At 72.8% G+C, this 21,003-nt stretch carries 18 protein-coding genes and 1 pseudogene; 7 read left to right on the top strand and 12 right to left on the bottom strand.

The window, feature by feature from the left end; translation table 11 throughout:
• Window positions 1-293 precede the first annotated feature (293 nt).
• Both AB0411_RS00455 and AB0411_RS00450 read left to right on the top strand, forming a co-directional pair.
• Window positions 294-1,664: an alpha-amylase gene (locus AB0411_RS00455; RefSeq protein WP_366414954.1), complete on the top strand. Its 1,371-nt coding sequence runs from the start codon at window positions 294-296 to the stop codon at window positions 1,662-1,664.
• 188 nt (window positions 1,665-1,852) lie between these two features.
• A pseudogene (locus tag AB0411_RS00450) lies at window positions 1,853-2,148 on the top strand (IS630 family transposase); the annotation flags it as partial.
• Between the two features lie 3 nt (window positions 2,149-2,151).
• Here the strand turns inward: AB0411_RS00450 and AB0411_RS00445 are convergent.
• From AB0411_RS00445 to AB0411_RS00435, 3 genes are all read right to left on the bottom strand, one after another.
• Window positions 2,152-2,619 carry a GNAT family N-acetyltransferase gene (locus tag AB0411_RS00445; protein WP_366415597.1) on the bottom strand — a complete coding sequence of 156 codons (468 nt, stop codon included), beginning with the start codon at window positions 2,617-2,619 and terminating at the stop codon, window positions 2,152-2,154.
• A gap of 205 nt (window positions 2,620-2,824) precedes the next feature.
• Window positions 2,825-5,758 carry an FAD-binding and (Fe-S)-binding domain-containing protein gene (locus AB0411_RS00440; protein WP_366414953.1) on the bottom strand — a complete coding sequence of 978 codons (2,934 nt, stop codon included), beginning with the start codon at window positions 5,756-5,758 and terminating at the stop codon, window positions 2,825-2,827.
• Between the two features lie 32 nt (window positions 5,759-5,790).
• Window positions 5,791-6,249, bottom strand: coding sequence for a MarR family winged helix-turn-helix transcriptional regulator (locus tag AB0411_RS00435; protein ID WP_366414952.1), 459 nt, complete (start codon window positions 6,247-6,249; stop codon window positions 5,791-5,793).
• A gap of 139 nt (window positions 6,250-6,388) precedes the next feature.
• On the opposite strand from AB0411_RS00435, the gene AB0411_RS00430 reads away from it, so the two are divergent.
• The 3 genes from AB0411_RS00430 to AB0411_RS00420 all read left to right on the top strand — a co-directional run bounded on the left by AB0411_RS00430 (window position 6,389) and on the right by AB0411_RS00420 (window position 9,214).
• A complete protein-coding gene (locus tag AB0411_RS00430; RefSeq protein WP_366414951.1) occupies window positions 6,389-8,206 on the top strand; it encodes an ABC transporter ATP-binding protein in 1,818 nt (605 codons plus the stop codon).
• A gap of 133 nt (window positions 8,207-8,339) precedes the next feature.
• Window positions 8,340-8,735 (top strand): DoxX family protein, encoded by a 396-nt coding sequence (locus AB0411_RS00425; RefSeq protein ID WP_366414950.1) that lies wholly within the window; start codon window positions 8,340-8,342, stop codon window positions 8,733-8,735.
• Window positions 8,736-8,752: 17 nt separating this feature from the next.
• Window positions 8,753-9,214: an ASCH domain-containing protein gene (locus tag AB0411_RS00420; protein ID WP_366414949.1), complete on the top strand. Its 462-nt coding sequence runs from the start codon at window positions 8,753-8,755 to the stop codon at window positions 9,212-9,214.
• Window positions 9,215-9,314: 100 nt separating this feature from the next.
• Here the strand turns inward: AB0411_RS00420 and AB0411_RS00415 are convergent, their stop codons facing one another.
• A complete protein-coding gene (locus tag AB0411_RS00415) occupies window positions 9,315-10,514 on the bottom strand; it encodes a GDSL-type esterase/lipase family protein (protein ID WP_366414948.1) in 1,200 nt (399 codons plus the stop codon).
• A 156-nt stretch (window positions 10,515-10,670) separates the two neighbouring features.
• Window positions 10,671-11,489, bottom strand: coding sequence for an SDR family NAD(P)-dependent oxidoreductase (locus tag AB0411_RS00410; RefSeq protein ID WP_366414947.1), 819 nt, complete (start codon window positions 11,487-11,489; stop codon window positions 10,671-10,673).
• A 219-nt stretch (window positions 11,490-11,708) separates the two neighbouring features.
• Here AB0411_RS00410 and AB0411_RS00405 point away from each other — a divergent pair, with 219 nt between their 5' ends.
• Window positions 11,709-12,293, top strand: coding sequence for an NUDIX hydrolase (locus tag AB0411_RS00405; RefSeq protein WP_366414946.1), 585 nt, complete (start codon window positions 11,709-11,711; stop codon window positions 12,291-12,293).
• Here AB0411_RS00405 and AB0411_RS00400 read toward each other — a convergent pair.
• From AB0411_RS00400 to AB0411_RS00380, 5 genes are all read right to left on the bottom strand, one after another.
• A complete protein-coding gene (locus tag AB0411_RS00400) occupies window positions 12,187-13,155 on the bottom strand; it encodes a hypothetical protein (protein WP_366414945.1) in 969 nt (322 codons plus the stop codon). The two genes, AB0411_RS00405 and AB0411_RS00400, sit on opposite strands and share 107 nt — an antisense overlap.
• Before the next feature lie 217 nt (window positions 13,156-13,372).
• Window positions 13,373-14,794, bottom strand: coding sequence for a hypothetical protein (locus tag AB0411_RS00395; RefSeq protein ID WP_366414944.1), 1,422 nt, complete (start codon window positions 14,792-14,794; stop codon window positions 13,373-13,375).
• A 132-nt stretch (window positions 14,795-14,926) separates the two neighbouring features.
• On the bottom strand, window positions 14,927-15,586 hold the full coding sequence (locus AB0411_RS00390; RefSeq protein WP_366414943.1) for a LutC/YkgG family protein: 660 nt from the start codon (window positions 15,584-15,586) through the stop codon (window positions 14,927-14,929).
• Window positions 15,583-17,073: a lactate utilization protein B gene (locus tag AB0411_RS00385; protein WP_366414942.1), complete on the bottom strand. Its 1,491-nt coding sequence runs from the start codon at window positions 17,071-17,073 to the stop codon at window positions 15,583-15,585. The genes AB0411_RS00390 and AB0411_RS00385 overlap by 4 nt, the downstream gene beginning before the upstream one ends.
• Window positions 17,070-17,822, bottom strand: a complete 753-nt coding sequence (locus tag AB0411_RS00380) for a (Fe-S)-binding protein (protein ID WP_366414941.1) — start codon at window positions 17,820-17,822, stop codon at window positions 17,070-17,072. Before AB0411_RS00380 ends, AB0411_RS00385 begins: the two co-directional genes overlap by 4 nt.
• 122 nt (window positions 17,823-17,944) lie before the next feature.
• Between AB0411_RS00380 and AB0411_RS00375 the strand changes: the two genes are divergently transcribed.
• A complete protein-coding gene (locus AB0411_RS00375; RefSeq protein WP_366415596.1) occupies window positions 17,945-19,282 on the top strand; it encodes an MFS transporter in 1,338 nt (445 codons plus the stop codon).
• 114 nt (window positions 19,283-19,396) lie between these two features.
• Here AB0411_RS00375 and AB0411_RS00370 read toward each other — a convergent pair whose 3' ends face one another.
• Both AB0411_RS00370 and AB0411_RS00365 read right to left on the bottom strand, forming a co-directional pair.
• Window positions 19,397-19,615 (bottom strand): hypothetical protein, encoded by a 219-nt coding sequence (locus AB0411_RS00370; RefSeq protein WP_366414940.1) that lies wholly within the window; start codon window positions 19,613-19,615, stop codon window positions 19,397-19,399.
• A 180-nt stretch (window positions 19,616-19,795) separates the two neighbouring features.
• Window positions 19,796-20,953, bottom strand: coding sequence for an NAD(P)-binding domain-containing protein (locus AB0411_RS00365; RefSeq protein WP_366414939.1), 1,158 nt, complete (start codon window positions 20,951-20,953; stop codon window positions 19,796-19,798).
• Between the last annotated feature and the right edge of the window lie 50 nt (window positions 20,954-21,003).

Here is a 21,003-nt window from a genome sequence, read left to right as displayed (position 1 = left end):
GTGAACCTCGGTCAGGACCCTGTCGGCCGACGGCCTGGGGCACAAGAGGGCCGATTGGACTCTTGATGCGGCATTCTTGGACTCTTTGCCGCACTACCGGACGGCTCGGGGCAACACCGGGGCTGCCGCCGCCGATGTCTTTCGCAAGTCGCTGAAAAGCCTTGCGGAAAGCCTTGACGTGTCCGCGCGGTAAACGGCAGGCTCCGAGGCGAATCCCCCCATGGCAGCCTGGCGCGTGGCTGCACTCGTGGGCGCGGTGCGTCCTGCCGTGCCCCATGAACAAGGAGCGCACAATGCAGCAACGTTCCCGTGTGCTGGGCGGCGCGCTGGCCGGAGTTCTGGCAGCGGCCGGCCTCGCCGCCTACGCGCCGTGGTCCTCGCAAGCCGCCCCGCCCGGCGAAAAGACCGTCACCGCCACGCTCTTCGAGTGGAAGTACGCGGATGTCGCCAAGGCCTGCAGCGAGCAGCTCGGCCCGGCCGGCTACGGCTATGTCGAGGTCTCGCCCGCCTCCGAGCACATCGAGGGCGGCCAGTGGTGGACCTCGTACCAGCCCGTCAGCTACAAGATCGCGGGGCGGCTGGGCGGCCGGAGCGCGTTCTCCTCGATGGTCAGCGCCTGCCACGGCGCGGGCGTCAAGGTCATCGCCGACGCCGTCATCAACCACATGGCGGCCGGATCCGGTACGGGCACCGGCGGCACCCGGTACAGCAAGTACCGCTACCCCGGCTCCTACGAGGACAAGGACTTCCACGGCTGCCGGAAGAGCATCTCCGACTACACCAACCGCGACGAGGTCCAGAACTGCGAACTCGTCGGGCTCGCCGACATCGACACCGGCAGCGACCACGTCCGCACCACGATCGCCCACTACCTCGACGACCTGCGGTCGCTGGGCGTGGACGGCTTCCGGGTGGACGCCGCCAAGCACATCTCCGCCACCGACCTCGCCGCCATCAAGGGCAAGATGCGCGACCCGGGCTACTGGGTGCAGGAGGTCATCCACGGCACCGGTGAGGCGGTGCAGCCCGAGGAGTACACCGGCGTCGGCGACGTCGACGAGTTCCGCTACGGCACCCACCTCAAGAGCGCCTTCCAGAGCGGCAACCTCGCCCAGCTGAAGTCCGTCGCGGACGGGAAGCTCGGCAGTGACAAGGCCCGCACCTTCGTCGACAACTGGGACACCGAGCGCAACGGCTCCACGCTGACCTACAAGGACGGCGCCGCCTACACCCTCGCCAACGTCTTCATGCTGGCCTCGCCCTACGGCTCGCCGAACGTCTACTCCGGTTACGAGTGGTCCGACAAGGACGCCGGACCGCCCGCAGGCAGCGGCGGCTGGACCAACGAACACGCCAAGCGAGCGATCACCGGGATGGTCGGGTTCCGCAACGCCGTGGGCTCGGCCGAGCTGACGGACTGGTGGGACGACGGGGGCTCCGCCCTCGCGTTCGGCCGGGGCGGCAAGGGGTTCGTGGCCCTCAACAACGGCGACGCCGAGCTGCACCGGACCTTTGCGACCTCGCTGCCCGCCGGCACGTACTGCAATGTCGTCGCGGCCGCGCCGTCCTCCTGCGACGGCCACACCGTCACCGTCGGCAACGACGGGAAGGCGCAGCTCTCGGTCCCGGCCAAGGGAGCGGTGGCGCTGCACGTCACGCGCTGACGGCCGGGTGTCCGCACCCGCCGGGCGGGGCCTTCCCGGCCGGCGGGCGCGGCGTTGGGCGCGGAAGGGCGGCTGGTGCCGTGACCGCACAGGTTCGCCGGGTTGGTGGTCGTGGCGGTGGCACGGTGGTGACGTCCGTTCCGACCGCTGGAAGTGCGGTGGCGGAGCCCGTTCGTGTGCGCAGACCAGGCGCCGGCATCCGCCGCTGGGCAGGGACACACAAGGTCGGGCTGGGCTTCACCCCGGCCTACGCATCCTGGGTCAACCCGCTCGAGGCCCGCTTCGGACCCCTGCGGCGTTCACCATCGCCCACTCCCACCACCCCCACCACGCCGTGCAGGCCCGGGCCCCGCACGCCGGCCTCCGCCGGCGCAACGCCAACGCCCGCCACCGAGACGTCCTGGCCGCCGAACCCCGCGCACGTGACCGCGTCCGCAGGGAGAAAGGCATTCGCCGGGGAGGCGGACCGCTCTCGGCAGCAGCGCGATCAGGCAGGGGCTTCAAATACGAGTTCGAGGCCGTCCTCCTCGTCCCATTGCTCTCCGACCTCCACGAAGCCGAACCCGGAAATCGTCGCCAGGGACGCGGCGTTGTCAGGACTGATCGTCACCCGCGCGGTCCTGACCCGAGGTTCGGCAACGGCTCGGTGCGCCAACTCGGTCAAAATCGCCCTGGCGTACCCCCGGCGACGGTAGCCGGGGGCCACGGAGTAACCCATTTCCACCATGCCTGCCTCATCCGGCGGCCCGTGGAACCCGGCATAACCCACGACGGCACTTTCCGGCTCGGCTACCACGGCGTTCGTGAGCCACCCCGCGCAACCCGGGTCCGAGGCCAACTGATGGACCCGATACCGCCACACCCATTTCGCCCGGTCCGTAAGGAAATACTCGGTGAGAGCGACTCCTGCTTCGGCACTGGCTCGAGCAAGGTCGTCGTCCAGCAGGGCCGTCATGGCCGTGGTCGACAACTCGACGAAACGCACTGTCTTCGGGCTGGCGGGGACTGGGGGCCGGAGCCTGGCTCTGTCTGTCACAGTGCGCATCGTCGTGGGGCGTCGAGGATGCGTCCAACGGGTTTCGCAGTGGCCCCGTGTCCCTCCTGCACGTCCAACGGCCGCCACGCCCCTCAGAAGCCGGCGAACCCATGCGGTCACAGCACTAGGGAGCCGGGCGGGTGGCCTGCTCCAACGCGAGGAGGACCGAGTGGTAGCCCCGGCCCCCCGTCGCATGGTCCATCCCGATCTCGCACATCCGGTTCGACGACAGGTGCGCGTCGAAGTGCCGCGCGGTCACCTCGGCCGCCTCTTTCGCGGTGGCCGACTCCGTGAGCTCCTTGTGCAGCATCCCCCGGTCGCCGGCGAAGGCGCAGCAGCCCGCGTCGTCCGGCACCACCACCTCCCGCGCACATGCCTCGGCGACCCGGCGCAGCTGCGCCTCCGCCCCCAAGTGCTGCAGGGAACAGGTGGGATGGAGCACCGCAGAGCCGACCGTGCGCACCGTCTCCAGGCGCGGCAGCAGCTCCTCGGCGGCCCAGACGACCGAGTCGACGACGGTCAGTTCGGCGTGCAGCGCGGCATTGCCGGGCGTCAGGTACGGCACGACCTCCCGGGCGAGTCCCAGGGCGCACGAGGACGCGTCCACCACCAGCGGCAGACTGCCGCCGGCCGTCCACCCCCAGGCCGCCTCGACGATGCGGTTGGCCATCACCGTGTTGCCGCGCTCGTAGCCCTTGGAGTGCCAGATGGTGGCACAGCAGGTACCGGTCACATCCGGCGGGATCCACACCGGCCGTCCCGCCCGCCGTGACACCGCCACCACCGCCTCCGGCAGCGACGGCCCCCGATGCCCCGCGGGTCCGCCGAAGATCCGGTTCACACACGCCGGGTAGTAGACCGCGGCCGCTCCCGCCCGCCGTGTCGCGGGCAGCGCCCTGGCCGCCGGGCCGGGGATCCGCGGGAGCCACTCGGGCACCAGCTCGGGGCCTACGGCCTTGCGGGCGGCCCGGGTCAGGGCTCCCGTCAGCCGGTCGCCGATCCGGTCGGCGGCGGCCACCGCCAGCCGTGCCGCCTTCTCGACGGCCCCGAACTGCCGGGCGGACCGCGCGGCCGCCCACTCCTCGCGCGGGGAGTGGCGCCGGTGCCGGAGGTCCTTCATCAGCGCGCCGGTGTCGATCCCCACCGGGCAGGCCAGTTGGCAGACGGAGTCGCCGGCGCAGGTGTCCACCGCGTCATAGCCGTACGCGTCGAGCAGTGCGGCGGTGACGGGGGAACCCGCCGGCTGGCGCTGCATCTCACGGCGCAGCACGATCCGTTGGCGGGGCGTGGTGGTCAGGTCCCCGCTGGGGCAGGCCGGCTCGCAGAAGCCGCACTCGATGCACGGGTCGGCGGGGGCCTCGGTCAGCGGGATGGTCTTCAGCCCGCGCAGATGCGCCCGCGGATCGCGGTCGAGCAGGACGCGCGGGGCGAGGATGCCGTGCGGGTCCACGGTCTCCTTGATCCGCCACATCAACTCCGTTGCCCGCGGGCCCCATTCGAGTTCCAGGAACGGGGCCATGTTGCGGCCGGTGGCGTGCTCCGCCTTCAGCGAGCCGTCGAAGCGCCGGACGGCCAGCCGGCAGAACGCGTCCATGAAGGCGGCGTAGCGCGCCACGTCCGCCGGGTCCGCCGCGTCGAAGGCGAGCAGGAAGTGCAGGTTGCCGTGGGCGGCGTGGCCGGCGACGGCCGCGTCGAAGCCGTGCCGTTCCTGTAGCTCCAGCAACGCCGTGCAGGCCTCGGCGAGGCGCTCCGGCGGTACCGCGAAGTCCTCGGTGATCAGTGTCGTACCGGACGGCCGGCTGCCGCCCACCGCGGTCACGAACGCCTTGCGGGCCTTCCAGTAGCCGCCGATGACCGCCGGGTCCCGGGTGAAGGCGTTGCTGACGGACGCGACCGGGGCGACCAGTTCCCGTTCCGTCAGTACCTGGGCCGCGGCCCGTTCGTACGTCTCCTGGGCGGCCTCGTCGGGCGCCCGGAACTCCACCAGCAGCGCGGCCGTCTCCTTGGGCAGGGCCGCCCAGTCGGCCGGGACCCCCGCCACGCTCACCGAGGCCCGCAGCGTATTGCCGTCCATCAGCTCCACGGCCCGCGCCCCCGCCGCGTTGAACCGCGGGACGGCCGCGGCCGCGGCACTCAGCGACGGGAAGAACAGCAGCGCGCTGGAGGTGTGGCGATCCAGCGGCAGGGTGTCGAAGACCGTCTCGGCGATGAAGCCGAGGGTGCCCTGCGAGCCGACCGCCAGGCCGCGCAGGATCTCCACCGGTGTCGCGCCGTCCAGGAAGGCGTCCAGGCGGTAGCCGTTGGTGTTCTTGATCCGGTACTTGGCGCGGATGCGGGCCACCAGCTCCGCGTCCGCCTCGATCTCCGCCTTGAGCGCCAGCAGGCCCGCGCACAGCGCCGGCTCGGCCCGCGCCAGTTCGGTGTCGGCGTCCGGCTGCGCGGTGTCCACGATCGTGCCCGACGGCAGGACGAGGGTGACCGAGGCCAGTGTCCGGTAGGAGTTGCGGGTGGTGCCGGCCGTCATCCCGGAGGCGTTGTTGGCGACCACCCCGCCCAGGGTGCAGGCGACGGCGCTGGCCGGGTCGGGCCCGAGCAGCCGGCCGTACCGGGCCAGGGTGGTGTTCGCGCGCAGCACGGTGGTGCCGGGCCGGATCCGGGCGCGGGCGCCGTTGTCGAGCACCTGGACCCCGCTCCAGTGGCGGCGGACGTCGACGAGGATGTCCTCGCCCTGCGCCTGGCCGTTGAGGGAGGTCCCCGCGGCCCGGAAGACGACGTTGCGGCCCTTGCCGTGCGCGTAGGAGAAGACCGCGGAGATGTCGTCGACGTCCTCGGCGACGACCACGACCTGCGGGACGAAGCGGTACGGGCTGGCGTCGGAGGCGTAGCGGACCAGGTCGGAGACCTTGTGGAGCACCTTGTCCGGGCCGAGCAGTGCGATCAGCTCGCCGCGCAGCGGCTCGGGGGTGCCCGTGGCCCGGTGGTCGGCCACCCGGTCGTGGACGGGGCGCGCCGCGGTGGTGGGGCGCAGGGCCCGGGGATCCGGCTCCAGCAGGGGCATGGCGGCTCTCCTCCGGTTGACTCCGCGTCAGCTCAATGCGGTCGGTCCGGCCCGTCGACCAGGGTGGTCAGCAGGTCGCCGAGCACCTCGCGCTGATCGGCGGTCAGGGGGGCCAGGATCTCCTCCGCCGCGGCCCGCCGCGCGCTGCGCAACGCGCGCAGTGTGGAACGGCCGGCATCGGTCAGCTCGATCCGGACCACCCGGCGGTTGGCCGGATCGGGTACCCGCCGCACCGCGCCGTGCGCCTCCAGCGCGTCGACCAGGGTGGTCACCGCCCGGGGGACGACCTCCAGCCGTTCGGCGAGGTCGGCCATCCGCGGCGGGGTGTCGCGGTGGTGGTCGACGATCCGCAACAGCCGCGACTGCGCGGGGGTGAAGGCGATGTCCAGGTGCTCCAGGTGGTGTTTCTGGGCGCGGTGCACCCGGCGGGTCAGCCGTACCAGCTGCTCGGCGAGGTGGGTGGTGCTGACCGTCGGCTCGGGGGAGGGCATGGCGCGAGGATAGCGGATGACAGGACTTCGTTCATTGTGAGCATAGGTAACAATGAGCTAAGCTCCACGATGCTCGCCCCGAGTCCGCCCGCGTCGGTGGTTTCCGACCCGTGAATCCGTACGTCCTTCGAAGGAGCCCATGCGCAGCGACGAACCCCAGTGGACCCCACCGCCCAAGGACCCGGCCAAGCCGGTCCAGCTGCGGCGGATCCTCGCCCTCTTCCGTCCCTACCGCGCCCGGCTCGCCCTCGTGGGCCTGCTCGTCGGCGCCTCCTCGCTGGTCTCGGTCGCCTCCCCCTTTCTCCTCCGCGAGATCCTGGACGTGGCGATACCCGGCCGGCGCACCGGGCTGCTGACCCTGCTCGCCCTCGGCATGATCGTCACCGCGATCACCACCAGCGTCTTCGGCGTCCTGCAGACCCTGCTGTCCACCACCGTCGGCCAGCGCGTCATGCACGACCTGCGCACCGCGGTCTACGCCAAACTCCAGCGGATGCCGCTGGCGTTCTTCACCCGCACCCGCACGGGCGAGGTCCAGTCCCGGATCGCCAACGACATCGGGGGGATGCAGGCGACGGTCACCTCCACCGCCACCTCCCTGGTCTCCAACCTGACCTCCGTCATCGCCACCGTCTGCGCCATGCTCGCCCTCGACTGGCGGCTGACCGTCGTCTCGCTGCTGCTGCTCCCGCTCTTCGTCTGGATCAGCCGCCGGGTCGGCAACGAACGCAAGAAGATCACCACCCAGCGGCAGAAGCAGATGGCCGCGATGTCCGCGATGGTCACCGAATCCCTCTCGGTCAGCGGCATCCTGCTCGGCCGCACGATGGGCCGCGCCGACTCCCTCACCGAGAGCTTCGCCGGCGAGTCCGAGCGCCTGGTCGACCTGGAGGTCCGCGCCAACATGGCCGGCCGCTGGCGGATGGCCACCATCGGGATCGTGATGGCCGCCATGCCCGCCCTGATCTACTGGGCGGCGGGCATGGTCCTCCAGTTCGGCGGCCCGGCCTTCTCCCTCGGCACCCTGGTCGCCTTCGTCTCCCTCCAGCAGGGCCTGCTGCGGCCGACCGTCTCGCTGCTGTCCACCGGCGTGCAGATGCAGACCTCGCTCGCGCTCTTCCAGCGCATCTTCGAGTACCTCGATCTGCCGGTCGCCATCACCGAGCCCGCCGAGCCGGTCCGTATCCCGGCGCCGCGCGGCGAGATCCGCTTCGAGAACGTCCGGTTCTGCTACGACCCCGAGGCCGCCCCCACCCTCGACGGCATCGACCTGACCGTCCCGGCCGGCGCCAGCCTTGCCGTCGTCGGACCGACCGGCAGCGGCAAGAGCACCCTGAGCCACCTCGTGCCGCGGCTCTACGACGTGACCGGCGGCCGGGTCACCCTCGACGGCACCGACGTCCGCGACCTCGACTTCGACACCCTCGCCCGCTCGGTCGGCGTGGTCTCCCAGGAGACCTACCTCTTCCACGCCTCGGTCGCCGACAACCTGCGCTTCGCCAAGCCCGACGCCACCGACGAGGAGATCGCCCGCGCCGCCAGGGCCGCCCAGATCCACGACCACATCGCCGCCCTGCCCGACGGCTACGACACCCTCGTCGGCGAGCGCGGCTACCGCTTCTCCGGCGGCGAGAAACAGCGCCTCGCCATCGCCCGCACCATCCTGCGCGACCCGCCCGTCCTGGTCCTGGACGAAGCGACCAGCGCCCTGGACACCCGCACCGAACACGCCGTCCAGCAGGCCATCGACGAGCTCTCCGCGGGCCGCACCACCCTGACGATCGCGCACCGCCTCTCCACGGTCCGCGACGCCGACCAGATCGTGGTGCTGGACGCCGGCCGGATCGCCGAACGCGGCACCCACGACGAGCTGCTCGCCGCCGACGGGCGCTACGCGGCGCTGGTACGGCGTGACGCACACCTCACCCCGGCGGACGATCAAGCCATGGCCCCGTAAGTGACCCGCGGGTAAGGTCGGAGTCGCGGCGGCCAGTTCAATGGTCGGGGTGGCCGCCGCACCCACTTCCCGGCGGCCCGGCCGGCCGTCGCCGTCCCTTCCGTCCTCGCTCCGTCCGACCCGGGAGGCCTTCGTGACAGCTGACGACCGTTCCGCCCGCGCCCTGGCCCGTCTGCTGGCGGGGATGGGGACCCTCCACTTCCTCGCCCCGAAGCCGTTCGACGCGCTCGTGCCCCGGCACCTGCCCGGCAGCGCCCGCACCTGGACCTACGCGAGCGGCGTCGCCGAACTCGCCGTCGCCGCCGCCGTCGCCCTGCCGCGCACCCGCCGGGCCGGTGCGCTGGCCGCGGCCGGCCTCTTCGTCGCGGTCTTCCCGGCCAACCTCAAGATGGCCCACGACTGGCGCCACCGCCCGGCCCCGCTCAAGGCCGTGGCCTACGCGCGGCTGCCCGGCCAGCTCCCGCTGATCGGCTGGGCCCTGCACACCGCCCGCACGGCCCGCGAGACCACCCCCGCACCCCGCCCGTAGCGCCTACGCTGCACGGCATGACCAGGCCTCAGGAACACTCGGACCTCCCGCAGTTCACCCTCGGCTTCCCCGGTCCGCTGCGGGACCGGCTGGTCTCCGCGGTGCTCTGCGGCGCCAAGACCACCACGACGAGCCTGCTGACCGAGTACGAGCGCGGCGGCGAACCGCTGCCGAGGGCCGGCCGGCGCGCGGTCCTGCCCGACTCCGCCGACCGGCCGGTGGCCGTGATCGAGGTGACCGGCGTGCGGGTGGTGCGCCTGGCGGAGGTCGACCCGGCACATGCGCGGGCCGAGGGCGAGGGCCACACCACCGTGGCCGCCTGGCGGGCCGACCACGAGACCTTCTGGCACGGCCCGGACCTGCGCAGGGAACTCGGGGATGCGGACTTCAGCGTCGACGACGACACCCCGGTGGTGCTCGAACGCTTCCGGGTCGTCGAGCGCCTGCCGGACGGAAGCGGTGCCGCGCCCGGCAGCTGAGGTGGCGGCGGACGGGGCGCCTGGGCTCCGCTGCCCCGTGCCTCGGTCGCCGGACCCTGGCCGCCGACGCCGGACTCCGTCAGCGCCGGGCCGACGGGCGTCAGAGCGCGGCGATGTCGACGGCCTCGGCCATGATCCGGTAGCCCGCATCATTGGGGTGCTTGTGGTCGCCGCCGTCATAGGCGGGAGCGAGCGCGTCCGGGTCCGCCGGATCGGCCAGCGCCGCGGCGAAGTCGGCCACCGCGTCGAACTCGCCCGAGGCGCGTATCCAGTCGTTGACCTCGCGGCGCTTCGCCTCGGCCGCCGGCGTGTGGTACTCCGCCCCCTTGAACGGCAGGATCGTCCCTCCTGTGACCCGCACCCCCGCCGCGCCCGCCATACCGATCAACTCCCGGTAGCCGGCGATGAGTTCCGCGGCGGTCCGATCCGGATTGGGCCGGTACGTCGGCAGCTCGACCTCACTGAAGCCGATGTCGTTGAGGCCCACCAGCACCACCACCGAGCGCACGCCCGGCTGGTCGAGCACATCGCGGCGGAAGCGGGCAGTGGCCCGCTCGCCGAACCACGCCGAGTCGGCGAGCAGCAGATTCCCCCCGATGCCCTGGTTGAGCACGGGACGCGGGGTGCCCCGGCCGGCCAGTCGCTCGGCCAGCGCGTCCGAGTAGCGGCGGTTGCCGTCGACGGTCGAAGCGAACCCGTCCGTGAGGGAGTCGCCGAAGACCACCACGGTGTCGGCACGCGACGGGCCGCCGTCCGCCAGTTCCACGGCGGCAAGGTAGTACCAGGACACCGTGGTCTCGCCGAACACCGCCGGGTCGGCCGCCGCGAGTTGGTCGCCCGCGGCCCGGTAGGCGGTGGCGTACGCCTGGGCGTGGAAGGAGGCGGGGCCGGTCGGCCGGGCGAAGTACAGCGACACCGTCAGCGACGCGAACGGTGCCACGCTCACCTCCGCGGCATCGCTGTACACCTCACCGCCGGCCGGGATCCGCACCCCGTCGGCCCCGCCGAAGGTGAGCCGGCGCACCGTGCCGGCCCGCTCGGCCGCGTCGTGGTCCGTACGGGCGATCGTGGCGCCCGCCACCTCCAGCGGGGCGGTCCCGTAGCGGTGGGAGAGCTTGATGCGGGCCGAGGTGCCGGAGCCGGTGACCCGCACGACCTGGCGCACGGTCTGGTCCGCGAACCCGTCCAGCGCCCAGTTCTTGTGGAAACCCTCACTGGGGCGCTGGACGGCCGCGGCCCAGCCGGCCTTCCAAGAGGGGGAGGGAGAGGGGGAGGAGGGGGAGATCTGGTGGTGGTTCATGCGCTGCGTTCCTCTCTGTGGTTCGCCGGACGGCGCCAACGGAGAGTCTGCGAGCGGGCGAGAAGGCTGCCCAGACCTCTGATCTTGGTACGCACCCGGTGCCTACCAAGGCCAGGGACACCCTCCAGGGCCAGGGACACCTGGCCCTCCCGTCCTTCAGTCCCGCTCGACGAGGGCGTCGGTCAGCGTCATCAGACGTTCCCGGGCCTCGGTGTCGTAGGCCTGGTCGTGGGCCCGCGCCTCGGTGAACTGGTCGAAGTAGCGGCCCGTGGTGTCGGCGAGGTCCGGGTCGAGGAGCAGCCGGACGGTCGGGCGGACTCCTTCCTCGACGTCGGTGACCGGCGTCAGGCCGTACTCCCGCACTCCGTGGGTGTCCATCAGGTGGGCCGGATGGAGCGTGTTCACCGTGACGCCGGTGCCCGCCAGCTCGGCGGCGAGGTGGAAGGTCGCCATGATCAGCGCGAGCTTGCTCCGGCAGTAGGCGCGCAGCCCCTCGTAGTCCCGCTCCAGCATCACGTTGTCGAAGTCGATGGCCTCCTGCCCCATCGAGGCGACATTGATCACGCGGGAGGGCGCCGAGGCGGTCAGCAGGGGCAGCAGATCGCGGGTGAGGGCGTACGGCGCGAGATGGTTCACGGCGAAGCGCAACTCATGGCCCTGGTAGCTCAGTTCGCGGGTGTGCGGCTCGGCGCCGCCGCCCGCGACGGCGTTGTTGATCAAGCCGTCGAGCCGGGGTTCCGCCGCACGGATCCGGGCGGCCATCGCATGCACCTGGTCGAGGTCGGCCAGGTCGGCGAGGTAGGTGCGGACGGTGGACCGGGGCGCGGCGGCCCGCACCTCGTCCGCCACCCTGTCGAGACGGGTGCGGTCACGGCCGTGCAGCAGGACGGTGCCGCCACGGGCCGCGAGATCGAGCGCGAGGCCGCGGCCCAGGCCCTGGGTGGCACCGGTGATCAAGGTCGTGCGTGGGTTCATGACGATCAGTCTGACGGCGCGGCGCGGTGACGGGAGTGTGTGCTGAGCCTGGTGTTGTCACCACCAGACGCCGGAGGCCGCCGCGGTGGTGACGGGGCAGGGGGCGCCGTACGGTGCTCCGGCGCGCTCCCCCGGAACCGGTCCTTCGCCGGGACTCCGCCGGTACGGTGGACCTCCGCCACGGGCCTGTGCCCGTCTCTTCGGATTGCGAGATGTCCGATGAACCAGATTGCAGCCGACACTTATCTGGCCGCGGCGGTGGTGGTGCACGACGGCCGTGTGCTGATCGTGCGCCGTAGCTACCGTGAGCGTTTTCTGCCCGGCGCGTGGGGCGTGCCGTGCGGGAAGCTCGATCGCGGGGAGTCCGCCGCGAGCGGCGCCCTGCGGGAGTTGAAGGAGGAGACCGGCATCCTCGGCACCATCGTCGTGCACACCGGATCCTCCAGCTTCCCGAGCGACTACCAGGGGCGCCGCGTCCACAACCATCAGGAGAACTTCCTCGTCCGCCCTCTGACGCTGGATGTCGTACTGCCCAGCGCCGACCAGGCCCATCGCTGGGCACGGCCCGCCGAGCTGGCCGGGATCGGGGTGGACGCCTACAACCTGGAGGTGATCCGCCAGGCGCTCGGCGGCCGGCTGGACGCCGTCGGGCTCCATGCCATGACGGCCCGCTACGGGCGCCTGGCGCCACCCCCGTTCAGTAGCCCAAAGAGCCTGCCAGAGAATCGAGTTCGGCGAGGTAGGCGGCCGGTGGCAGCGGAGTCTTGGGCGGCGGATCCGCCCGCTCGGCGCCGCCGGTCCTGAGCGGGCCGCCGGGCCGGTCGCGGGGGTCCATCCGGTTGCCGGCGCCGGTCCGGTGGCGGGCGTCGATCCGGTCCTCGTCGCCGGTCCGGCGCTCGGTGACGGCCCGGTCCCCGTCGCCCGTCCCGTTGCCGTCGCCGATCCGGTTGCCGTCGTCGTGCGTGGCGGAGCCGCCGTCCGTGGTGGTGCCGCCGCGCCCGGCGCCGGGGCCGCTGACGCCACTGCTGTCCGTGAGGCCGCCGCTGTCTGCCACATCACTGCGGTGCCTGACGTAGACATCGGTCACCGAGCGCTGAGGGGCGGTCTCCAGGAACAGCGTCACCGTCGGCTCCTCGCTCACCACGCGGTGCAGGGTGCGGGCGGCCAGGCCGTAGCTCCGCCCTGCGCCGTACCGCTCCGCGCAGATCAGCCGGATCCGGGCGTCCCCGACCCGCCGCAGCCGCCAGGCGCCCCCGGGGCCGTCGATGGTCTCCCGGTAGGCGGTCGCGGGCACGCCGTTCGCGGCCGGTTCGTAGCACTCCATCCGGACGTGGCCGCGCACCACCGCCGAGGCGATCGCGCACCGGTGGTTGTGGATGTCCTCGGGCGCCGCGCCGGTCCCGCCGTGCCAGAAGTGGACCCGCAGCATGAACCGCGGCGCACCGGCCAGCAACAACAGCTTGTCGAAGCCCAGCACATGGCGGTACGAGAGCCGGGTGCACTCCGCCAGGTCCAGATCGCCGGCGGATAATCGCCGCACCAGGGGACCGAGCGTGTCCGGGTGGGCCAGTTGGGCGGTCACCGCGCGTGCCGACTCGGGCGACGGCGGCTCCGGCCCGCCGCCCAGCCGTTCCGCCAGCAGCCGCCGGGCTTCCTCGACCTGCATGAGCCTGACTCCCCTCTGCCGCCCCCGACTGTCCGCCCCCGTTCTCCCTGTGTCCCCCCGTGCCCAGCCGGCCCGTGTGACCGGCCAGCCCTCTTGCCCCGCCGCGCCCCGCCCCGCGCCGCGCCCCGCGCCGCCCCGCGCCCCGCCCCGTGCCGGGTCGCGAACGGCACCACGCCCCCGCGCCTCCGCCCCCGCCCCCCCCGCAACCCACCCCGCCTCAGGGCCGATAGACCATCAACGCGTGCCGCCGCAGCACCGAAAGTCCCTGGTAGGCCATCCACACCGGGTGCCCCATGGGCCCGTCGTCCCACCGCCACACCCCGCCCCGCTGCATGCCGTGCACCCGCGTCACGGCAGTGGTCAGTTGTGCCTCCCATGCCGCCGGCCCCGCGTCCTCGGCCGCGACCTTGCGGGCGCCGTCCGTCATCAGCGCACGGGCCACCCATGCGGCCGCGAAGTGCCGTACCGACAGCAGCTCTTGATGCAGCGGATCCTCCTGGTCCGGCCGTCGCACCTCCTCCTGGCAGTTCTGCAGGTCGCTCACGCCACCCGTCGGTGTCGCCGGGCCGGCCAGCAGCCAGCGCAGCCCCTCCTCGCGCACCGTGCGCTGCCGCGCGTCCTCGCCCAGCACCCGGGCGGCCCGGTCCAGCGCCACCACCGCCCGCGCGGTGTGCGCCGCGGAAGGGGCCGGGTTGCCGCGGCCGGTGGCCAGCGCCGCGCCCCAGCAGCGGTGGTTGCCGCGCGCCGGGTCGGCGGTGGCGCCGTTGACCAGCACCTCGCGCAGTCCGTCCAGCGCGGTGGAGCCGGGCGCCGCCCGCAGCAGCCCGCGCAGCACGTTCGTCACCACATAGGTGTTCGCCAGCCCCGATGCGTCATGGTGGGGGTCCCACAACACCTCGCAGGAACGTATTTCGGCCTCCAGCAGCCGCGGATCGGCACCGGCCCGCGCCAGCGCACCCAGCACGATCGCGGACACCTCGGGCCGCGCCCCGCTGCCCTGGGAGCGGGCGGCCCAGCCGCCGCCGGGAAGCCGCAGCCGCCACAGCGTCTCGGCCACCTGCCCCGCCCGTATGCGGCCGTCGTACGGCGCGATGTCGAGCAGCAGATGCAGCCCGTACGCCGTACCGAACGCCGTCGGGTGCACCGGCGGATCACTCTCGGCGAGGGAGTGCGGCCAGCCGATGAGCGGGCCGCGCCCGGCCACTTCGATCACCGAGAGGCCGCGCCGCAGCGCCTGGTAGGTGCCGTCCGTCAGCTCGGGAAGCGACCCGGCGGGCGGGGGCGCGGGAGCGGAGGGCGGCGCGGCGACGGCGCCTGAGGCTGCGGCGCGCGTCCGCAGCAGGACCGCCGCCAGCCACACCACCGCACCCACGCCGATCCCGGCCGTTGCCGCCACGCAGTAACGCGCCGCCTCGCCCGCGAGGTTCTGCGGCAGGATCCCCAGCAGCGCCTGGAACACGGCGAACGCGGCGGCCGGGACGCCGAGGCGCCCCAGCCACGTCAGCAGCCGCGCGGGGGCGGAGTCCGGGGGAGCGGCACCGGAGCGGGGCGTGGCAGCGGACGGAGGAGTGGGCTCCGGTGCGGGTGAGCGACCCGCCGCGCCGGAACGCCGTGGTGGTAAGCCCTGCCGCAGCACCATCTGCTCCCTCCCCCCCCGGGCGCGCACCCCCGCACCGCGTGTGCGAAAGGCATCCCGATCAGTGTAGGAATCCCCACTGACAACGGGGTCGCACACCTGTCGCAGCCCTCCGCGGCCACGAACGCCCCCGGCTCACTCCGCTTCCTGCGCCGCAGCCAGCAGAATCACCTCCAGCGTCCGCGGCCCGTGCACCCCCTCCACCCGGTCGAGTTCGATGTCGCTGGTCGCGGACGGACCGGAGATCCAGGTCAGCGGGCGGTCCGGCGCCACCCGCGGCAGCGCCTCCGGCACCGAGCCGACCACCTGACCGGGGACGCGGACGACGCAGAGGTGATGGTCCGGCACCAGCGTGATCCGGCGTCTGCCCTGGTCGGGGCCCGCATCCAGGATCAGGGTGCCGGTCTCCGCGACGGCCACCGCACAGCCCGTCAGCACACTGTCCACGGCGTCGAGTTCCCGGGGTGTGTCGGACGCGCGGTCCTCGACGCGGGTGACGTCCGTGCCGGCCGTCCAGGAGGCATCGAGGCCCGGCGGAACCAGCAGCGTCCGTGCCCCGCGCGCCGCCAGCAGCCGGCCGATCAGCACCGGCAGCCCCTCGGCATCGGTGCGGTGCACGACCGCCCGGTAGTCCGCGAGGTTCTCGGCGAGCAGGTCGACGGTCTGCCCGGTCGTCCGGGCCCCGTGCACCCGGCGGTAGTCCCGTGCCACCGGCCGGCCGCCCGGCCCCTCCCCGGCCGGCACATCCGCCAGCGCCCGCCGTACCCGCCCCAACACCACGTCCCGGCTGCTCACTCGGCACCTCCCTGCTGCTCCGGCGAGGCGCCGCGGGTGCGCTGCCACCAGTCGCGGAAGGATTCGGCCGGCACCGCGGGCAGATCACGCGTCCGCGACCAGGCGCGACCGGGCCCCGGCAGCCGCCGTGGATGCAACCGGCGGGTGCGGGCCGCCAGCCGCATCCCGGCCCGCAGCACCCCCGGATGGTCGAACGCCCAGCCCGCCGCACGCATCGCGGCCCGCTCCGCGGCATGCCCCTTGGCAGGCTTCAGGACGGTGCGCGTCCCGCCCCGGGTCACCGGCCCGCCCTCCACCACCCGCTCCCGCAGATGCACCAGCACCTCGGGGATGTCGATGGCGACCGGACACACCTCGTAGCAGGCCCCGCACAGCGACGAGGCATACGGCAGCGACGCCTCCAACGCACCTGCCACTCCCCGAAGTTGGGGCGTCAGGATGGCGCCGATCGGGCCGGGGTAGGGCGAGCCGTACGCATGCCCGCCGGCCCGCTCGTACACCGGGCAGACGTTCAGACAGGCCGAGCAGCGGATGCAGCGCAGCGCCTGCCGCCCGACGGTGTCGGCAAGGGTGTCGGTGCGCCCGTTGTCGAGCAGCACCAGATGGAAGGCCTGCGGCCCGTCGCCGTCCGTGGTGCCCGTCCACATGGAGGTGTACGGATTCATCCGCTCCGCGGTGGAGGAGCGGGGCAGCAGCTGCAGGAAGACCTCCAGGTCCTGCCAGTCGGGCACCACCTTCTCGATGCCGACGACGGAGATCAATGTCTCGGGGAGGGTCAGGCACATCCGGCCGTTGCCCTCGGACTCCACGACGACCAGGGTGCCGGTCTCCGCGACCATGAAGTTGGCCCCCGAGATCCCGACCTTCGCGGACAGGAACTTCTCCCGCAGATGCAGCCGCGCCGCCTCGGCGAGCTCGGCGGGGGAGTCGGCCAGCCCCTCCGGCGCCGGGCGGCCCCAGGAGGTCATCTCGCGGCGGAAGATGTCGCGGATCTCGGAGCGGTTGCGGTGGATCGCCGGGACCAGGATGTGCGACGGCAGATCCCGGCCGAGCTGCACGATCAGCTCGGCCAGGTCCGTCTCGTACGCGCGGATCCCGGCCTCGGCCAGCGCCTCGTTCAGCCCGATCTCCTGCGTCGCCATCGACTTGACCTTGACGACCTCCGTCTCGCCGGTCTCCCGCACCAGCCGGGTGACGATCCGGTTGGCCTCGTCGGCGTCGACCGCCCAGTGGACCTGCCCGCCCGCCGCGACGACCGCGGCCTCCAACTGCTCCAGATAGTGGTCGAGATGGCGCAGCGTACGGTCCTTCACCGCGGCGCCCGCGGCCCGCAGCTGAGCCCAGTCGTCCAGCTCGGCGACGGCCGCGGCGCGCTTGTCGCGGATGGTGCGGGTGGCATGCGTGAGGTTGGCGCGCAGCCGGGTGTCACGGGTGGACACGGCGGCGGCCCGGGGGAAGGCCGGCATGCCCAGGTAGGCACCGCTCACTGCACGCTCCCTTCGGTACTGGCCAGGATCTCGGCGATATGGACCGGCCGGACCGCCGCACCCCGGCGACCGAGGGTGCCGCCGATGTGCAGCAGACAGGAGTTGTCGACCGTGCAGACCGCCTCGGCACCGGTGGAGAGGATGTGGCGGACCTTGTCGTCGCCCATCGCCGCCGAGACCGCCGGGTTCTTCACCGCGAAGGTGCCGCCGAACCCGCAGCACTCCTCGGCGCCCGGCAGTTCCCGCAGCCGCAGCCCCCTGACGTGCCGCAACAGCCGCAGCGGCCGGTCGCCCAGACCCAGCATCCGCAGCCCGTGGCAGGTGGGATGGTAGGTGACGGTATGGGGGTAGGAGGCGCCGACGTCCTCCACCTTCAGCACATCCACCAGGAACTCGGTCAGCTCGTACATCTTGGGCACCGCGAGCGCCGCCGCGTCGGCGAGCCCCCGGCCGCGCCCCTCGGCGGCCGCCTTCGCACCGATCCGCGGGTAGTTGTCCCGCACCATCGCCGCACACGAGCCGGACGGGGTGACCACGTACTCGTAGTCCCTGAACGCCCGGTCGAAGCGGCGCACCAGCGGCTCGGTCGCATGCCGGTATCCGGTGTTGAACTGCGGCTGGCCGCAGCAGCTCTGCTCGGCGGGGAAGTCGACCTCCACCCCCAGCCGCTCCAGCAGCGTCACCACCGCCCGGCCGGTCCGCGGATGGAGCGCATCGTTGATGCAGGTGACGAACAGTGCTACACGCACATTGCCATCTCCTTTCGGCCGCCACAGCCCCTGGCGGCCATCCGCTTCCGCGGTACATGATCACCTGTCGGCTCATCCTGCCCCAGCAGCAGGCCGAGGAGAAGAACCGGGAGCGGAGGACCATGTCGAGTGCCGAACACATAGCAGCGGACCGGGCGCCGAACGGTGTCCGCCCGCCGTCACGCCTGCGGCAGCTGGCCGCCGCCTCCATCGGCAACGCCGTCGAGTGGTACGACTGGTACGCGTACTCCTTCCTCGCGGTCTACTTCGCGGGACAGGTCTTCCCCGAGGGCGCGGGCAACTCCCTGGTGCCGCTGCTCTCCACCTTCGCCGTCTTCGCGGTCGGCTTCTTCATGCGCCCGGTCGGCGGACTGCTCCTGGGCGCGATCGCCGACCGCCGCGGCCGGCGGTCCGCACTGACCCTGACCATCCTGCTGATGGGCGGCGGCAGTCTGCTGGTCGCCCTCACCCCCACCTACGAGGCCACCGGCCTGCTCGCCCCGCTCGTCCTGGTCACCGCACGTCTGGTGCAGGGTCTGTCGGTGGGCGGCGAGTTCGCGGCCTCCACGACCTTCCTCGTCGAATCGGCGGGACCCGGCAGGCGCGGACTGTTCTCCAGCTTCCAGTACGTGTCCACGACCGTCGGCCAGCTGCTGGCCTCCGGGACCGCGGCGCTGCTCGCGGGGCTGCTCACCGAGCAGCAGATGGGGCAGTGGGGCTGGCGGGTGGCGTTCCTCGTCGGCGCGCTGCTGAGCCTGCTGGGGCTGTGGATCCGCCGCGGCGCCCAGGAGACCCTCTCCCCGGCCCGCCACTTCTCGGGGGACACCCCGGACCTCGCACCGCAGGCGGCCGACCGCCCCGGCCTCTTCGAGGCGCTGCGCCGCCACCCCCGCCAGTCCCTGCTCATCTGCGGCATCACCGCGGGCGGCACCCTCGCCTACTACACGTGGACGACCTACCTGCCCACCTACGCGCAGGTCAATGCGGGCTTCGACAAGGCCGATTCGCTCACTGCCGGCACTCTCTCGCTCGTCTTCTTCGCCCTGCTCCAGCCGCTCGGCGGCCTGCTCTCGGACCGCATCGGCCGCAAACCCCTGCTGCTCGGCTTCTCCCTGGGCTTCGCCGTCCTGGCCGTGCCGCTGCTGCACCTGGTCACCGACGCGTTCGTCTCGCTGCTGCTGGTGCAGTGCGCGGGCATGGTGCTGCTCACCGGCTACACCGCCGTCGCCGCGGCGGTCAACGCCGAGGTGTTCCCCGCGCGGGTGCGCGCCGCCGGCATCGGGTTCCCCTATTCCCTCACCGTCGCCCTCTTCGGCGGCACGGCCCCCTACGTCGGCACCTGGTTCAAGCAGGCGGGCCACCCCGACCTCTTCCCCTGGTACGTGGCCGCGCTGTGCCTCGTCTCGTTCCTGGTCTATCTGACGCTGCCGGAGACCTCCCGGCAGAAGCTGGAGAAGTAGCCGGGCGGAACGGGCCCCGGCGGACCAGGGCCCGCATGACCGAGCCCGGCGGCACACGTGAAGGCGCCGCCCCTCCCGGGACGGGGAGGAGCGGCGCCTTGGGGATGAGGTCTGTCAGACCAGCCAGCCCACGAGGTGCAGGACGTGGGCCAAGAGAGCGGTGAGGATGTCCATCGGGATCTTCTCCTTGAAGTTGTGGGACTCAACTCCCCGGCCCAGCAAGGGGTTTGGACCGGAGGCGTGGTAACGGTCTGCAGCCCGCCGCTCGCGCCCCGTCATCATCGCCCGTTGCCGTGAGTCAATTGAAGCCCTTCCCTTTTCGAGAATGTGCACCGGCGAACAGTTGCTCCCGGGTGCATCTGTTCGCCCGACGGTGCTTGCGAGGGAAGGCGGGTGGGGCTTTGCGCGGGGCGGCCCGGGAGGCTTCTCGGGGGCTCCCCGCAGGGCTTCCGGGGGCTTTCCGCGTCCACTGTCCGTCCGCCCCGCGGCGCGCGTGCGACGACACCCCACCCTCTAGGACGCGAGGCTGCCGGCCCACTCCCTCGCTCCGTCGGCCGGCTGTTCGGTCGCGGTGAGCAGCCGGCGGACGGCGGCGACCGCGGCACGGCCCGCGCGGTGGGCGCCGATGGTGCTCGCCGACGGTCCGTAGCCGACGAGATGGATCCGGGGATCGCGCAGCGCACGGGTGCCGTCCATCCGGATGCCGCCGCCCGGCTCGCGCAATTGCAGCGGTGCGAGATGGTCGATGGCCGGGCGGAAACCGGTCGCCCAGAGGATCGCATCGGCCTCGACGGTGCGGCCGTCGTCCCAGCTCACACCCGTGGGCGTCAGGCGCGTGAAGAGCGGCAGCCGCTCCAGCACACCGCTGTCCCGGGCGCGTCGGACGGCCTCGGTCATCGGCAGCCCGGTCACGCTCACCACGCTCTGCGGCGGCAGCCCCTGCCGGACCCGCTCCTCCACCAGCGCGACCGCCGCCCGGCCCTGCTCCGCGCCGAACGGTCCCTCGCGGAACACCGGCGGTCGCCGCGTCACCCAGGTCGTGGCGGCCGCGAACCGCGAGATCTCCATCAGCTGCTGTACGGCAGAGGTTCCGCCGCCGACCACCACGACCCGCGCGCCGCGGAACTCCTCCGGCCCCTGGTACTGGGAACTGTGCAGCTGGCGGCCGCCGAATGCCTCCTGCCCGGGAATCCGCGGCCAGAACGGCCGGTCCCAGGTCCCGGTGGCATTGATCAGGGCCCTCCCCGCATAGTCCCCCTCCGATGTCGCGACCAGCAGCCGGCCGCTCCCGGGGGCCTTGCCGGCCTCCGTCCCGGCGGACTCCGCACCGCCCTCGCGGACGGCCGTCACCCGCACCGGCCGGTGCACCCGCAGCCCGAAGGTCCGCTCGTACCGGTCGAAGTACGCGCCGATCACCTCGGACGACGGGCGCAGCGGATCGGCGCCGGTCAGCTCCATGCCCGGCAGCGCATGCATCCCGTGCACCTTGCCGAACGTCAGCGTGGGCCACCGGAACTGCCAGGCGCCTCCGGGCCGCGGGGAGTGATCGAGGACCACGAAGTCCCGGTCCGGTACGTAACCGACCCGCCGCAGATGAAAGGCGGCGGCCAGGCCGGCCTGCCCGGCGCCGATCACCACGACCTCGACTTCACGCACCCCGGTGTAGTTCATGTTTCACCTAACCCGGGGAGCGGTGATTGTCTTCCCGAGGCCCGAGGCCC

It is taken from the genome of Streptomyces angustmyceticus, from assembly GCF_040701845.1.
Taxonomy (GTDB): domain Bacteria; phylum Actinomycetota; class Actinomycetes; order Streptomycetales; family Streptomycetaceae; genus Streptomyces; species Streptomyces angustmyceticus_A.
This window is presented reverse-complemented; position numbering and strand designations above follow the sequence as displayed.